We start from the raw sequence: 14734 nt of genomic DNA, 5'->3' as shown, positions 1-14734 counted from the left end.
ATATTATGGGTATCAGAGGCTACTCAACAACCGTTCCAAAGTTGCCTCATCTTGAATCAATACTTCTCTTGCTTTGCTTCCTTCAAAAGGTCCCACAACTCCAGCTGCCTCCAACTGATCTACAATTCTACCAGCTCTGTTGTAGCCCAATTTTAATTTCCGTTGAATCAAGGATGTACTTCCCTGTTGGTGCATTACTATTAGTCTTGCCGCATCATCAAAAAGTGGGTCTCTATCTGCTAAGTCCACATCCAATGAACTGCCATCCCCATCTTCTCCTTCAAACTCTGGCAATAAATAGGCGTCAGGATATCCTTTTTGCTCTCCAATCCAATCACAAATGGCATCAACTTCTGGAGTATCCAAAAATGCACACTGCAATCGGGTCATTTCTGATCCAGAAGAAAGTAACATATCCCCCATACCTATCAACTGATCAGCACCTCCAGCATCTAGAATAGTTCTACTATCAATTTTAGAGGTTACTCTAAATGACAACCTAGCTGGGAAGTTTGCCTTGATAATCCCTGTAATAACATTCACAGACGGTCTCTGAGTAGCCACAACCAAGTGTATACCAATCGCTCTAGCCAGCTGAGCCAATCTGGCTATAGGGCCTTCGATCTCCTTACCAGCTGTCATCATCAAGTCTGCCAATTCATCAATCACCAACACAATGTAAGGCATAAACCTGTGCCCTTTTTCAGGATTAAGTTTTCTAGCTACAAACTTAGCGTTGTATTCTTTTAAATTTCTACAGCCGGCATCTTTAAGCAAATCATAACGATTGTCCATCTCAATACAGAGAGAGTTCAAGGTGTAGATTACCTTCTTAGTATCAGTGATAATCGCCTCTTCTGCTCCTGGCAGCTTGGCAAGAAAATGTCTTTCTATCTTATTGAAAAGTGTCAACTCCACTTTCTTAGGATCGACCAAGACAAACTTCAATTGAGAAGGGTGCTTCTTGTAAACCAAAGAGGCCAAAATCATATTCAAGCCGACTGATTTTCCTTGACCAGTGGCACCAGCCATCAGCAAGTGAGGCATTTTGGCTAGATCCATTACGAATACCTCGTTGGAAATGGTCTTCCCCAAGGCAACAGGCAGGTCCTTGTCACTATGCATAAACTTCTCTGTACCCAAGACTGCTCTTGCTGGCACGAGCTCTCTATTTTTATTCGGTACTTCAATCCCTATGGTTCCTTTACCAGGAATCGGAGCAATGATCCTGATGCCTAGCGCTGCCAAACTCAAGGCAATGTCATCTTCCAGATTCTTGATCTTAGAAATCTTCACTCCTGGGTCGGGTACAATTTCATAAAGTGTCACTGTTGGCCCAATGGTAGCCTTAATTTCTTGAATTCCTATCTTGAAATTGACCAGTGTCTCTACGATCTTGTTTTTATTCTCTTCTAACTCTTGTCTTGTCACTGTTACCTTTTTGACATCATACTCATTGAGCAAATCAAGGGTAGGATACTGGTATTTTGGAAGATCAAGGGTAGGGTCGTATGGATCTAAGTTACTGACCTGATCTGCTGTTTTTTCCTCTACTGCCACATTAGTGACAGAAAATTTCTTTTCTTCCTCTGTAGGCAATGCTACTAATTCATCTTCATCTGGAAGCTCATCCATTCCTTCAATATTGAAGGCAGGGTCTGGTGCTGGTGTTTTGCTATGCTGTTCTTCTTTGTTGATCATCCAAGAACTTCCATCATCCTCCAAAGCTTCCTCGCTAAATTCCTCATCTTCAAGATCTTCTTCCTGCTCTTCTACCATTTTCTTGAATAAGTCATTGGCATCATCGTCTAAATCGTCCTCACTTACACCATGCTGATCTTGATCGGAGCGAGTAGAAGTAAGCCAATCAAGTTGATCTATATTGAAGAAAAAAACCACAAATATCAAGAGAGCTCCACCAATCAATACAAACGTCCCCCATCCAAGGAAATCATTGGCTAATCGCCCTAATTCGTAACCAAATCCGCCACTGAGGTTATTAAAGGCTGAATACCCCTCTACCAACTGAATGATGTAGCCAGTAAATAGACCCAACCAAAAGGTGAAGAAAATCGCAAAGATGCTATAACGTGATAGGGAAAAAAGACTAACCTTAAAGGATAATTTGACACCTAGTAAGAACAAAAAAGGTGGCAATAAAAAAGCTGCTATTCCAAACCATCTTTTGATAAAAACTTCTGCTAAATAAGCCCCAAAGTATCCTTGCCAATTTTTGGTCTGTGAGGCATTTTCACGGATGCTATTTTCTAATTCAGACAAAGTGCTCTGATCAGCCTCTCCAGTAAATAGGTAACTGACAAAGGCAAAAAACATCACAATCGCTAAAATAATCAGCACTATCCCGATAGTAATAGGGATCTTCTTATCCTGAAGAAAAGTCAAAGAAAACTTCTTCTTGCGCTTCTCTCCAGCCTTAGCTCTGGTTTCGCTCTTCTTCCTAAAAGTATTTGTTCTGGGTGCTTCTGAAGCCATATGTATATTTTGCTACTGAATATTAGAATCGAATTAATCGAAATATACAGATTTCTATTTTATTGATTTTTGAAATGTGACAGAACTCCTTTTTTGATTGCTTTGATCATCCCTGGACCTTCATAAATCATGCCTGAGTAGACCTGTACCAAGCTAGCCCCAGCTTCCAGTTTTTCTATTGCATCTTGTGCTGTGAAAATCCCACCAACACCTATGATTGGAAATGAATGATTAGATTTCTCAGCCAAATATCGAATCACCTCAGTACTACGCTGAGCCAATACCTTACCGCTAACTCCTCCAGCACCGATTACCTCCACTTCATTGGAATCTGTCTTCAGTTGGCTCCTGTCTATAGTGGTATTAGTAGCGATGACACCGTCGATCTTTGTCTCTTGCACGATTTCAACAATATCATCTAACTGCCCATCAGTCAAATCTGGAGCTATTTTCAACAATATTGGTTTTGGGCTTTCCTTGGAATCATTCGCCGTCTTGACTGCTGAGAGGAGTCTCTTCAAAGGTTCTTTTTCCTGAAGATCTCTAAGATTTGGTGTGTTGGGGGAACTGACATTTACCACAAAATAATCAACAAAAGGATGCAATGCTTCTAAGCAAATCAAGTAGTCATCAACCGCATTTTCATTTGGAGTGACCTTATTTTTGCCAATATTCCCACCGATGATGACATCCGATTTCCTTTTCTTTAGCCTTTCTACTGCAGCTGTTACTCCCCCATTATTAAAGCCCATTCTATTGATCAAGGCTTCATCTTCTGGTAGTCTGAAAAGCCTAGGAAGTGGATTGCCTTCTTGTGGCTTTGGGGTAAGCGTTCCGATTTCTATAAAACCAAAGCCCAATAAAGCCATCTCATCAATCAGCTTAGCATCCTTATCAAATCCCGCAGCCAAACCCACTGGGTTTTTAAATTTCAACCCAAAAACTTCTCTTTCCAATCGCGGATCATCTAAGCTAAATTGGTTCGCTATCAGGCCCTTGACCAATGGGAGATTAAAAGTTCTCTTGATCCAAGCAAATATAAAATGATGGGCAGACTCTGGGTTCTTTTTGAAAAGAAGGGGTTTGATGATTGACTTGTACACAGAATTTGAGGTTTTCTTTCGGGTGCTAAATTACAGGAATTAAAAGTCTTTTGCGAAGATAATGCTTTATCTATTTGATTCAGTCAATTTCAAAAACTAAACATACAGCTTTGTTCTTCGTATCTATCAGCAGACTTTCATTCTTAAACTTCCTATTTATGAAAAATTTACTTTCAGTACTGTCTCTTTTTCTAGCTTTTTCTTTTTTTTCAAATGCTCAAGATGGTTTAGGAGGGATTCAATTCAATGGAGGCATTCCCGTTGGAGACTTTCAACCCGAAGTAGGCAATATCTTATTTCCTTCCATTAGTATTAGCGGACTTTATCAATTGCCCAAAACCCCATTTTTTGTCGGAGGAGAGTTGGGTTATGGCCGCTATGGTACAGCTATGACAAGAAGTCGCGACATCATCAATGGTACAGACCAAAGGTTCAGAATCCGTAGGAATAATAATGCTATCAACCTTACAGGAGTAGTCAGGGTCATGCCTGAGACACCCTTTTGGGTTAGGCCCTTTGTAGAAGGACAGTTTGGAGGTATTCATACCTATACAAGATCCAAAGTCAGGGAAAATAGATTAGCGGATCCGCTTTCCTCAGGCACAGAAGTCTATGATTGGGGATGGATCTATCAGCTGGGGGGAGGCTTGATGATTCCCTTGGAAAAAAGTAAGGAGACCTTCCTAGAGCTAAGGGTAAATTATGTCCAGACTAGCGAAATGGATTTCCTAAATAAAAGAGACGCTAGCTACAATGACCAAGGTCAAGTAACACTCAGCCCAAGAACAGCCACATTTCAAATGATCCAACCAAGTATTGGGGTGAAGTTTATGTTTTGATTTTTTTTTTGAAAACTTGTCCACGGACTACGGAGGCTGTGGACGATTATCCATACATAAACCTACAATAGCGGTTATTCACTTCCTCGGATGAAATTCATTCAACACTTGTCTTAGGTAATCTCTATCTAGGTGTGTATAGATCTCTGTGGTGGTGATGCTTTCGTGGCCGAGCATCTCTTGGACGGCGCGGAGGTCCGCCCCTCCCTCTATTAGGTGTGTCGCAAAACTATGCCTGAAAGTATGCGGGCTTACATTTTTCTGAATTCCCGCTAGTTCCACTTGCTTCTTTATAATCAAAAAAACCATCACTCTAGAGAGCTTTTTCCCTCTTCTATTCAAGAAAACAAACTCTTCATGGCCTTTGGCTATAGTCTGGTGGACACGAACCTCATCAAGGTAAAGTTTGAGATACTTCAATGCATCTGAGCCTACAGGAACCAAACGTTCTTTGTTGCCTTTTCCAATCACTCTGAGGAAACCAATATCTGCATAGACATTTCCCAGCTTCAAATCTAGTAGTTCTGAAACCCGCAAGCCCGAACTATACAGCATCTCCAGCATCGCCCTATTTCTGTGCCCTTCTGCCTCTCCTAGTTGCACGCTTTCCAAGATCTGTGCAATCTCCTCATAGCTGAGGGTATCAGGAAGCTTCCTGCCAAGCTTGGGCGACTCCAGTAGCTGAGCAGGGTCTTCTTGAATCAAATCTTCGTACATTAGAAATCTATAAAATGCCTTGATCCCTGAGATGATCCTTGCTTGGGTATATTCAGAAATCTCCAAGTCAGCGAGCTCATTTACAAATCCACGCAAGTGTGTAAGCTTAACTTCCAAAGGAGATATTGTCGGAAATTGCTTCTCCATATAATTACTCAGCTTGGATACATCCTGCTGGTATGCCAACAAGGAATTTTTGCTCAGAGACCTTTCGAGTTTGAGGTAATGTTGGAATTGCTTCTGATAGGAGACCCAGGTGGACATAGCGCGTTAATTATTTTTTGAAGGTAATTATTAAAATTACTGTGATAAAAAAAGGATATCCGTTCAAAAAGCAATGTTGGTAAGGAACAGACAAGTCAAATACTCTTTTTTTCAAAAAAAAGCTACTTTATTTTATTTCAAGCCAGTTTTCCAATTTAAGGTTTTTGATATGACGAAAATCTTTAATATTATCAGTTACTAGGATCATTTCGTTTGTAAGTGCAGTTACCCCAATAATCAAATCAAATTCATCATGCATTGGAGTGCCATTTTTTCGAAGTAAAACTTTAGAAATTGCATATTGGTCAACTACACCAAAAATCGGAATAACCGTAAGTCCTTTTACGAAGTTGTCTACTGCTCTGTGCGATTTTCGAGGATTATCACTATTCTCAGCTCCATATTTTAACTCAAAAACTGTTACTTCTGAAATAAAACAATTTTCAAGTCCCTTCATCTTAATAATCTTATCAAGATCTAACTTACCTCGAAGAAAAAAAATACAAATACTCGTATCAAGCAAATATTGCATCTCCTAAATGTCTAAATCCTTTACTCTAAACTTCCTGTCCTCCCTAAGTTCCTTTATAATCTCTTCAATTGGCTTGTCTGATACAAACCCTCCGAATGAATTAAAAAAATCCTTTTCCTTTGATTTTTTTTCTTTTCTTAAGGATTTCGCAAGTCTTTCTAGCAACTCTAACTTGCTTACAGTACTCAAACTCTCAAAAAGATCGGAATACGTTTCAACTAAATGGCGCTCTGCATGTGACATAATCTTTTTTCTTAATGGATATATGAAAATACACTATAAAAACTGATTTCCACATTACTTGGTTCTTTTTGTCATCAAATTGATTAACAAGAGTGGAGTTTGGTACTTGAAATGGTATTTGAGTTTATTTTGGCATAAAGACTCCTTCTTTAGTCTAAACACCAAGATATTTCCTAATATGACAAAATTGATATATTGAATAAGAGAGAAATCGAAATAATCAAGTTTGGCTTGGTAGGCAAACAAACAGCAATATTCCACCATTCTCTGTGTAATCTCTTTTTTATCGAATAACTTTGTTTGCTCAAACACAACCACTAACCAAAGACATTTTGAAAATCATCATCATCAATGGCCCCAACCTCAACTTACTGGGCAAGCGTGAGCCGGAAATCTATGGCAGCCAGTCATTTGAAGAATACTTTGAGCAACTCAAGCAAAAACACAGCTCCATCCAACTCGAATACTTCCAAAGCAATGTAGAAGGCGAAATTATCAATAAAATTCACGAAGTGGGTTTTGAATGTGATGCCATTCTACTGAATGCAGGAGGCTACACGCATACCTCTGTCGCAATTTCTGATGCCATAGCAGGAGTAAGTACTCCCGTACTGGAAGTTCATATTTCGAATATTTACAAAAGGGAAGAATTCAGACACAAAAGCATTATCAGCAAAGAGTGCGTAGGCATGATTTCGGGCTTAGGGCTCAAAGGATACGAACTTGGATTACAATATTTTCTCACAACCTCTACAAACCTATGATTACATTTTCTCCAGGACCTTCCAAGGTCTATGATACCCTACCGGGATATTTGCAGGATGCTTATGATGCTGGTATTTTGAGCGCCAGCCATAGGAGCGCGGCTTTTATGAATCTTTACAAGGAAACTGAAACCTTGATGAAGGAAAAGCTACACATGCCTGATGATTACAAGCTCTTGTTCACCTCCTCTGCAACAGAAAACTGGGAAATCATCACACAGTCTGTCATACAAGATGCCAGTTTCCATATTTTCTCTGGCTCATTTGGTAAGAAATGGTACGAATATGCCAAATACATCGAGCCCAAAACAGACCTTCTAAAACTAGATCCTAACGATACCATCTCCGTAGAAAGCCTTCAAGTGCCAAATCACTGTGACCTGATCGCCATCACGCAGAATGAAACCTCCAATGCTACTCAGGTAAGTATGGACACGATTAAGGCAATAGGTTCGAAGTTTCCCGAGAAAATGATCGCTGTAGATACGACTTCCTCCATGGGGGGCATAGCGCTGGATTTTTCAGTAGCAGATATTTGGTATGCATCAGTTCAGAAATGCTTTGGGCTTCCTGCAGGCCTAGGTGTGCTGATACTCTCTCCAAAAGCCATCCAAAAAGCCAAAGACAAGGATGAAAAAGGCCGATACAATAGTCTGAACTTCATGCTCGAAAATGCTGAAAATTACCAAACACATTATACACCAAATGTATTTGGCATCTACTTGCTCAATAGAGTGCTGCAAGATATCCCAGAGATCCAGCACATTGATGAGGTGATCAGGACTAGAATGCAGCAATTGGAGTATGCTGTGGCCATGACTTCCCCGATGAGCCTGCTGATCAGCAATGAAGCTGCAAGGAGCTCAACAGTCTTGGCTGTATCAGGGAAAGAGGAGTTTATCAAAACTATCAAGAAATCTGCCGAACAAGTAGGTTTGCAGCTTGGTGGTGGCTATGGGCCATTGAAGGCTACGAGTTTTAGGATCGCCAACTTTCCAGCCATCACTGATGAAGAATTCCAACAATTAATCAACTTTATCAAACAATACTAATGGGTACATTCGATCTTAAAGAAGTATTATCGGTCACCTTGATCCTCTTTTCTGTGATAGACATATTGGGATCAATCCCCATCGTGATCAACCTCAGGAAGAAAGTAGGGCATATTGAGTCTGAGAAAGCTACCTTAGCTGCGGGCGTATTGATGATTCTTTTCTTGTTTTTGGGAAAATCTATTCTCAACCTATTTGGAATTGGCGTAGAGGATTTTGCCATAGCTGGTGCATTGATCATATTTGCCTTGGGTGCAGAGATGATATTAGGCATCGAACTCTTCAAGCCAGATCCCGATGCAAGTGGTGGGGCTTCTATCGTACCGATAGCTTTTCCCCTGATCGCGGGTGCCGGTACTTTGACTACGATCCTGACTTTGAAGGCAGAGTTTGATCAGATCAATATTGGGATAGGCATCATCATCAATCTTGTCATCGTCTATGTAGTGCTCAAAAGTACCACATGGCTAGAGCGGAAATTAGGAAAAACAGGCCTAGATGTACTCAGAAGGATCTTTGGAATTATCCTATTGTCGATTGCGATAAAAATATTCAAGACAGCACTGACTTCTGGAGACCTGGTGTAACAGGTACCAAGGCATTTGAAAATTCATAATAGTCGAAACCTACAACTTAAATTCCCCGAGAAAGCTATGATTTTCGGGGAATTTACTTTTAAAGTTGTAGCGGTTAAAGCTTTGATTAGTAATCTAACCTAATCTCGTAAAGACATAAATCCAACAAAAAAAACAAGCTCAATTCAGATCGTAGAATAAAATCCTCTAAAAGTATCTTGACTGAGTATCTTTTAGGCTTAAAAATCAATTCTAATTTTGGGCTTTAATTTATAAATCATTAGAACAATATCTTCAGCATCCCCATCTTTTACTTTGGCTAATTCACTTTTATAATGATCATTAGAAAAATTCTCTAAATCAAAAATAGAATTCAAAAAATGATAATTAATGGGGTACACAAAATAGCCAGGAGAATCAAAATTAGTAAAAGGTCCCCATTTCAAAATGCCATCCATATCATTTTCGAGTGCTTGAACCAAAACTGTTTTCTGAGTTTCTTTATTAGAGATAATCATTTGATTTTTATCAGCTTGCCACAACCCCATCAAAATGTAATCCCCTAGGTCCACCAAACCATCACCCATAATAAAAGCATCTTGAAATATCTGCTCCTGAAAAATCTCTTGGAATGAATATGTTCGATTTTTTTCCATTTTTAAACTCTTATCGCCAATGTCAATGCTTATGCACTCAATTGATTTATCTTTTAGAATACGGAAAACATTGTTCTGCATCATCTCCTTATAATAAATCTCTTCAGTTCCTTGGAAAAAATAATCTGACTTTCCGCCCTCAATTTCAAATTCACGAGCACCTTCTTTTGGGTATTTTAGGTAATGATAATTGACAAAATCATCTTCCAGAAAAATGAGTTTCTTGTCTTTATCATCTTGGACAAAATCAACAAGCACAATCCCATCATCTAGCACAAACATATCTCCAACTGACAAAAAGTCTTTTTGATAAAACTCTTTTTTGAATACACCATCTAATCCATAAATAAGGATTTTCTTGTTGATAGGGCAATAAAAGTACAAGTCTTTTTTATTTTTAGACAACCTGACTCCTCTTTGATTGATAAATTCACTTGGACCATTTCCTTTATTGTTAATTTCAGCTATGAAATCTCCAGATTTAGAAAATATATGAATCATCTTGTTGACCGTCTGATCGACTACAATAATTTGATCTTCACTATAAATCAATTGGTCCAGACTTCCTATTGGTGTAAATGGCCTTAGCTGAACGATTTCAAAAGATTCAAAAAGCTCGGAATACTTGATGGTAATTTCTTTATTGAAATCGACTTTAAAGATATTAAGATCATTGCTAGTAGTTTCTGATTTACAGGAAACAAATACTGCTAGCAAAGAAATATAAAATATTACTTTAAGCATAGATACGATTTTCTATTGTGGAGTGATATCATCGTGAGGCAAATCCATTGGGCAGCAAGAATTATCTCTATCTACACATACTTGATAATATACTCTATTAAAATGTGGAATCATTCCTCCACTTCCACCAGCTGCAACTAATTTACTTCTGGTTTCAATACCTAAAAAATAAATCTCTTGATCGGGGCAAGCGGCTGCAACAGCTTCTGGAATGGCATTTAAAGCAATTCCATCCCCAGAATTAAATGATGGTGTAACTCCTAAATAACAAATAAGGATAATTGAAAACTTGAAAGCAATTTTTCTCATAGCATTTATTGTTTTGGTTAAAATATGATTTTCATTGACTCTAAAAGTTTAACTACTAATAAAGCTGTTTACAAGAAAGAAAGAAAGAAGCAAATTTTTAGTTTAAAATATTTTGAATAATTTAAGTTTATAAAAATAACAAAATTACAGTTATTTACACATTAAATCTGTTTAAATCACAATTCTATTTGTTCATACTAGATATCTTTAGTTTAAGAAAAGTTATAAGTTTTGTGATTTTTTAATTGGAATGAAGGCAGGTATCGAAGTATTTAGGTATTTATTTCGTCCGTCCCGAAGGGACTTTTGGGGATTTGAAAGACAATAATTTTCCCTGCGTCACTTTGCGCTCCTTTGCGGTTAGAGAAAAAAAGAAAACCACAGAGGAACGTTTTAATAGAAATTAATTTTGCTGTATTTAAATCCTATTCTTACGCTTTTCTGTGGTAAAAGAAAAACTGTGTTTATCCGTGTTCATCCGTGGAAAAATCTCCCTATCAGAATCCAAAGATCAAAGGGAAAGTGAACACCACCAAGATCACCCAAATCACATAGATAGGTAAATATTCAACAATACTTTTACCGATTTTGGATATGGGTTCTTTACCTCGAATCACTTGTATTAAGGTCTTGGAAACACGAAGCAGATGAATCAGCATCAGGATATTGATTCCCAACACGGCAGTTCTGTTTGGCGTGAAACCCCAAGTAGATATTCTAAATGCAATGGCTGACAATGCCACGACATTGACTAAGACTGTCACCCATGAAAGCAAAGTAAGAATCCAGATTGCTGAACGACTCTTTTCTCCTGCCGAAGTTTCTGCTACTGAGAAGAATATCAAACCCATCACTCCGATCAACAAGACGTTGAATAACAAGAGGAATTCTCTGTCATTGTAAGGGTCTTTTCCAGAAAAGACAATAGCACCAAGGTAAATCACCAACATCACCAATACCAAAGGACTGAAAATTCTAGCGATTACCGGGGAGACTTTGTTGATCAACTGTGGATTGCTTTGCGTGAGTTGTGTCGCGACAAGCGGAGCTGCGGCCAACCCAAACACAGCGATGTAATTCATATAAAACTCCCCAATATTCAAGCCTATCAAACTAAACAGCCCTAAAGTTACTCCTGTCAAAATTCCTCCGCCCAAGAGCAGAAGTCCACCCATGATGACCGTGTCTCCATTGCATCTCAAAAAGGCCAACCTTCCCGAAATTGACGATTTTCCTACAAAGGCATAGCCCAAAACAGCCCACAATAAAATAGGTAGATGCATACACACCAAAACCCATGTATCACTTGTTTCATTCGCGGGAAGGACATTGATATACAGCAGCGAAATTCCCAAGATGACAGCTAATGTGGCTATGATTTTTTCACTGAGTTGATTTTTCCAAGCGAAGTAGGCTGTCAAAAAAGGAAAGACCAGAAAGCCAATATTTCTCGGATAAAAATAGTCTTCTTTCAAATCAAAGATGGCGGGGAATTTTGCATAAATGCCAGCGATCAATGCGGCGATAACCACAAATCTCCATTCTTTTAAACTCCCCCAAGTAATGGATTCCGCATCATAGCTCAATCTTTCTTGCCAAAATTCCGCCCAAGGTTGCTCTTTGATTTGATCATAATTAGCTGTGAACTCTTGTCGGAATGCAACTTTATTTTTTCTGTACAATTTCTCCAATTCAGATGGCTGATCTTGAAGTGAAATAATGGATTGCTTCATCATGTGCTTTGTGCCTTGTTGTTAAATTACAATTTAATATTACTTAATCCCAATGACCTGTAATCGAAAATGCCAAAACTGAGCTGATCCAAAGGGCAATAAAATAGAACAACGTACTGAAAATAACGGCAATCAGTTTACGATTGCCCTCAGAAAACCATTGGAAACCCATCAGGTAGAAAAACAGCCCACCAAAAACCCCACCTGCGGGGATAATGGTGAGTGGAAATAGCATCCATGTTTCAAATACATCTTCTTTGGTCAGAATGATAATTGCCAAAACTGCGAATGGTAAGAAAGCTCCCAATAGCCCTGATAGCAAAAGATTTTTGGGATTTATCCCTTTAGATAATTGTTGATTTTCCATATTTTACTTAATTTAAAGTACTTTGTTTTTCAAAGTGAGTGAATAAATTTTTTTATTAATTAACGGATCTCCATTATCTTCTTGCTCGCTACCAAACAGTATATGACTTGATCAACAATTTTTGATTCTGTGGACTGATAGCTGTTGTCAGTGGACGAGTATCCGAGCACGAGAAGGTCTTTAATAAATCGACTTGAAGCATTGCGGATACTCATATTTTATTTTGGTTGATTAAATTTTCAAGATAATTAAGGTGATTTTGAAAGGCTACTTTTCCTGCTGTTGTCGCACTGTAGTTACTTTGAGGCTTTCGCCCGACAAATGACTTTTCGACCTCCACATAACCTTGTTTTTCCAAAGTTCGCAGATGCGAAGAGAGATTGCCATCAGTTACTTCCATCAATTCCTTGAAGCCATTGAAATCATATTGTTCATTGGCCATCAGGACGGACATCACGCGCAGTCTGACGATATTCTCAAAAGCTTTGTCGTAGTTTCCTTTCACCTTATCGCTCGTATTTGTAATACATCATCGCTCCATATATCACATGAAGAACTCCAAAACCTAATGCCCAACAAAGCAATCCATAAGCAGGAAAGAAAGCTGCAATTAAGCCCAAGATCAATTGACCAAATCCAAGATTTTTGATATCGTTTAAGGTAAAATGCGAAGCATTGATCAAACCTAATCCATAAAACACCAAAGTTGCAGCAGCGATCAGTTCAAACTGTCCTTCGTGCATCAATGAAAAAGCAAATAATCCACCACTGACCACTGGAATAAATAAGGCTTTCATAAAGCGCTTGCTGGCAGGACTCCAAAATTGATTAGCTGTCTTGGAGCTTCTTTTTTGACTTAACAAACCTGCTGTTCCGATAGCCAAAACCAATACTACAAAAGCTACGATCAAGAGTCTTTGAAAAATTACGCTAGATTTTAATGACTCCACTCCTTCACCCCAAGGGGATGATGGAAAATAAATCCAGTAATATACCAGTCCAGCACCGATCAAGGCATAGATTCCAGCCAATACACCCGACAAGCCACTCAATGACAAAAAGCGACTGCTTCGCTCCATCATAGCTTTGATTTCAGCTAACTCTTTTTCTGGTTTTCTCATAGATATAAAGTACTTTGAAATACAAAGTAAATGAAAAGAATTTAAACATTAAGATTTTTTTTAGCTATTTTTTTTCTGGAATTTCAAATTCCATGGATAATAAAGCGTAGATGCAATCTACGCTTAGACAAAATAACCTACTTCTTCCTCTCAATCGTGTACCTCACCAATCCTTCTAGCGAAGTTTTGTATTCTGAATCGGGGAATTCATTGAGCAATGCTAGAGCCTCTTCAAAATAAGTGTTCATGACTTGATTGGCATAGTCTAAGCCACCAGATTTTTTCACAAAATCAATCACTTCATTCACTGCCTTCTTGTCTTCATTTTTATTTCGAATCATATAAATGATTCTTTTCTTGTCCAGCCAAGAAGCATTGTTCAGGGCATAGATAAGAGGCAGGGTCATTTTCTTTTCTTTGATGTCAATCCCTACTGGTTTGCCGATTTCATCTTCGCCATAATCAAAAAGGTCATCTTTGATTTGGAAAGCCATCCCAACTTTCTCTCCGAAGTCTCGCATCTTCTCTACCATAGCCGGAGCAGCACCAGAGGTAGCGGCACCTACAGCACAACAAGAAGCGATCAAACTAGCAGTTTTCTGACGAATAATGGTGTAATAAACTTCTTCCGTGATATCAAGCTTCCTAGCTTTAGCGATTTGTAGCAATTCCCCCTCGGACATCTCTCTAACTGCATGAGAGACGATTCTGAGCAATTCAAAATCTCCATTATCCACACTAAGCAATAAACCCCGAGACAAAAGATAATCACCTACCAAAACAGCGATTTTATTTTTCCAAAGCGCATTGACAGAAAAAAATCCACGGCGATAGTTCGCATCATCTACTACATCATCATGTACAAGCGTAGCAGTATGCAAAAGTTCGATCAAAGCAGCACCTCTATAAGTGGACTCTTCAATCTGTCCGCTAACCCCAGCAGTCAAAAAAACAAACATGGGACGCATTTGCTTCCCTTTCCTCTTTACAATGTAATTGGTGATATGATCGAGCAATTTGACTTTACTTTTCATAAAGTCACGGAATTTCTTCTCGAACTCCACCATTTCGGTGGCTATAGGTGCTTGTATTTGCTTGAGGTCGGGCTTCATGGCTCTTAGAAGGTGCAATAATACAACGGATTCCAGTTGAGACAAAACCGTTGTTCTAATAATTCCCTATTGAAACAGGTTTAGAGAAAAAACGTTTGCCTAATAAAGTC

16 protein-coding genes are annotated in these 14734 nt (G+C 38.7%); 4 read left to right on the top strand and 12 right to left on the bottom strand.

Annotated elements, in window-relative coordinates; genetic code table 11:
* Window positions 1–12: 12 nt before the first annotated feature.
* Both CHB66_RS02355 and CHB66_RS02350 read right to left on the bottom strand, forming a co-directional pair.
* On the bottom strand, window positions 13–2493 hold the full coding sequence (locus CHB66_RS02355; protein ID WP_089237609.1) for an FtsK/SpoIIIE family DNA translocase: 2481 nt from the start codon (window positions 2491–2493) through the stop codon (window positions 13–15).
* Window positions 2494–2552: 59 nt separating this feature from the next.
* Window positions 2553–3596: a quinone-dependent dihydroorotate dehydrogenase gene (locus tag CHB66_RS02350; protein WP_089237607.1), complete on the bottom strand. Its 1044-nt coding sequence runs from the start codon at window positions 3594–3596 to the stop codon at window positions 2553–2555.
* Window positions 3597–3754: 158 nt separating this feature from the next.
* Between CHB66_RS02350 and CHB66_RS02345 the strand changes: the two genes are divergently transcribed.
* Window positions 3755–4435 carry a hypothetical protein gene (locus CHB66_RS02345; protein WP_089237605.1) on the top strand — a complete coding sequence of 227 codons (681 nt, stop codon included), beginning with the start codon at window positions 3755–3757 and terminating at the stop codon, window positions 4433–4435.
* Window positions 4436–4513: 78 nt separating this feature from the next.
* On the opposite strand, the gene xerD is transcribed toward CHB66_RS02345, so the two are convergent.
* The 3 genes from xerD to CHB66_RS02330 form a co-directional block, all read right to left on the bottom strand.
* Complete coding sequence (xerD, locus tag CHB66_RS02340) at window positions 4514–5416, bottom strand: site-specific tyrosine recombinase XerD (protein WP_089237602.1); 903 nt, start codon at window positions 5414–5416, stop codon at window positions 4514–4516.
* Window positions 5417–5543: 127 nt separating this feature from the next.
* Complete coding sequence (locus tag CHB66_RS02335; protein ID WP_089237600.1) at window positions 5544–5948, bottom strand: PIN domain-containing protein; 405 nt, start codon at window positions 5946–5948, stop codon at window positions 5544–5546.
* 3 nt (window positions 5949–5951) lie between these two features.
* On the bottom strand, window positions 5952–6191 hold the full coding sequence (locus CHB66_RS02330; protein WP_089237598.1) for a hypothetical protein: 240 nt from the start codon (window positions 6189–6191) through the stop codon (window positions 5952–5954).
* Between the two features lie 332 nt (window positions 6192–6523).
* Here CHB66_RS02330 and aroQ point away from each other — a divergent pair, with 332 nt between their 5' ends.
* Genes aroQ through CHB66_RS02310 form a run of 3 tightly spaced genes read left to right on the top strand, consistent with a single transcriptional unit; the run spans window position 6524 to window position 8594 of the window.
* On the top strand, window positions 6524–6955 hold the full coding sequence (gene aroQ, locus CHB66_RS02320; protein ID WP_089238051.1) for a type II 3-dehydroquinate dehydratase: 432 nt from the start codon (window positions 6524–6526) through the stop codon (window positions 6953–6955).
* On the top strand, window positions 6952–8007 hold the full coding sequence (locus CHB66_RS02315; protein WP_089237594.1) for an aminotransferase class V-fold PLP-dependent enzyme: 1056 nt from the start codon (window positions 6952–6954) through the stop codon (window positions 8005–8007). The genes aroQ and CHB66_RS02315 overlap by 4 nt, the downstream gene beginning before the upstream one ends.
* Window positions 8007–8594, top strand: coding sequence for a MarC family protein (locus CHB66_RS02310; protein WP_076497355.1), 588 nt, complete (start codon window positions 8007–8009; stop codon window positions 8592–8594). Before CHB66_RS02315 ends, CHB66_RS02310 begins: the two co-directional genes overlap by 1 nt.
* 227 nt (window positions 8595–8821) lie before the next feature.
* Here CHB66_RS02310 and CHB66_RS02305 read toward each other — a convergent pair whose 3' ends face one another.
* The 7 genes from CHB66_RS02305 to CHB66_RS02275 form a co-directional block, all read right to left on the bottom strand.
* Window positions 8822–9982 carry a 6-bladed beta-propeller gene (locus CHB66_RS02305; protein WP_089237592.1) on the bottom strand — a complete coding sequence of 387 codons (1161 nt, stop codon included), beginning with the start codon at window positions 9980–9982 and terminating at the stop codon, window positions 8822–8824.
* 12 nt (window positions 9983–9994) lie between these two features.
* On the bottom strand, window positions 9995–10291 hold the full coding sequence (locus tag CHB66_RS02300) for a hypothetical protein (protein WP_089237590.1): 297 nt from the start codon (window positions 10289–10291) through the stop codon (window positions 9995–9997).
* A 497-nt stretch (window positions 10292–10788) separates the two neighbouring features.
* Window positions 10789–12027 (bottom strand): hypothetical protein, encoded by a 1239-nt coding sequence (locus CHB66_RS02295; RefSeq protein WP_317045570.1) that lies wholly within the window; start codon window positions 12025–12027, stop codon window positions 10789–10791.
* Between the two features lie 40 nt (window positions 12028–12067).
* Window positions 12068–12391 (bottom strand): hypothetical protein, encoded by a 324-nt coding sequence (locus CHB66_RS02290; protein WP_089237586.1) that lies wholly within the window; start codon window positions 12389–12391, stop codon window positions 12068–12070.
* A gap of 211 nt (window positions 12392–12602) precedes the next feature.
* Window positions 12603–12896, bottom strand: coding sequence for a winged helix-turn-helix domain-containing protein (locus CHB66_RS02285; RefSeq protein WP_089237584.1), 294 nt, complete (start codon window positions 12894–12896; stop codon window positions 12603–12605).
* Window position 12897: 1 nt separating this feature from the next.
* The gene (locus CHB66_RS02280; protein WP_089237582.1) at window positions 12898–13512 is read right to left on the bottom strand and encodes a hypothetical protein; all 615 of its coding nucleotides are present in this window, start codon (window positions 13510–13512) and stop codon (window positions 12898–12900) included.
* Window positions 13513–13649: 137 nt separating this feature from the next.
* Window positions 13650–14624, bottom strand: a complete 975-nt coding sequence (locus tag CHB66_RS02275; RefSeq protein WP_089237580.1) for a polyprenyl synthetase family protein — start codon at window positions 14622–14624, stop codon at window positions 13650–13652.
* Between the last annotated feature and the right edge of the window lie 110 nt (window positions 14625–14734).

The organism is Belliella buryatensis, assembly GCF_900188245.1.
Classification (GTDB): Bacteria; Bacteroidota; Bacteroidia; order Cytophagales; family Cyclobacteriaceae; genus Belliella; species Belliella buryatensis.
This window is presented reverse-complemented; position numbering and strand designations above follow the sequence as displayed.

What these genes read in the sequence shown, in the direction of transcription:
- CHB66_RS02355 (WP_089237609.1), bottom strand. Translation starts at nt 2,493, where the DNA reads ATGGCTTCAGAAGCACCCAGAACAAATACTTTTAGGAAGAAGAGCGAA.
- CHB66_RS02345 (WP_089237605.1), top strand. Translation starts at nt 3,755, where the DNA reads ATGAAAAATTTACTTTCAGTACTGTCTCTTTTTCTAGCTTTTTCTTTT.
- xerD (WP_089237602.1), bottom strand. Translation starts at nt 5,416, where the DNA reads ATGTCCACCTGGGTCTCCTATCAGAAGCAATTCCAACATTACCTCAAA.
- CHB66_RS02335 (WP_089237600.1), bottom strand. Translation starts at nt 5,948, where the DNA reads ATGCAATATTTGCTTGATACGAGTATTTGTATTTTTTTTCTTCGAGGT.
- CHB66_RS02330 (WP_089237598.1), bottom strand. Translation starts at nt 6,191, where the DNA reads ATGTCACATGCAGAGCGCCATTTAGTTGAAACGTATTCCGATCTTTTT.
- CHB66_RS02315 (WP_089237594.1), top strand. Translation starts at nt 6,952, where the DNA reads ATGATTACATTTTCTCCAGGACCTTCCAAGGTCTATGATACCCTACCG.
- CHB66_RS02310 (WP_076497355.1), top strand. Translation starts at nt 8,007, where the DNA reads ATGGGTACATTCGATCTTAAAGAAGTATTATCGGTCACCTTGATCCTC.
- CHB66_RS02305 (WP_089237592.1), bottom strand. Translation starts at nt 9,982, where the DNA reads ATGCTTAAAGTAATATTTTATATTTCTTTGCTAGCAGTATTTGTTTCC.
- CHB66_RS02300 (WP_089237590.1), bottom strand. Translation starts at nt 10,291, where the DNA reads ATGAGAAAAATTGCTTTCAAGTTTTCAATTATCCTTATTTGTTATTTA.
- CHB66_RS02295 (WP_317045570.1), bottom strand. Translation starts at nt 12,027, where the DNA reads ATGATGAAGCAATCCATTATTTCACTTCAAGATCAGCCATCTGAATTG.
- CHB66_RS02290 (WP_089237586.1), bottom strand. Translation starts at nt 12,391, where the DNA reads ATGGAAAATCAACAATTATCTAAAGGGATAAATCCCAAAAATCTTTTG.
- CHB66_RS02280 (WP_089237582.1), bottom strand. Translation starts at nt 13,512, where the DNA reads ATGAGAAAACCAGAAAAAGAGTTAGCTGAAATCAAAGCTATGATGGAG.
- CHB66_RS02275 (WP_089237580.1), bottom strand. Translation starts at nt 14,624, where the DNA reads ATGAAGCCCGACCTCAAGCAAATACAAGCACCTATAGCCACCGAAATG.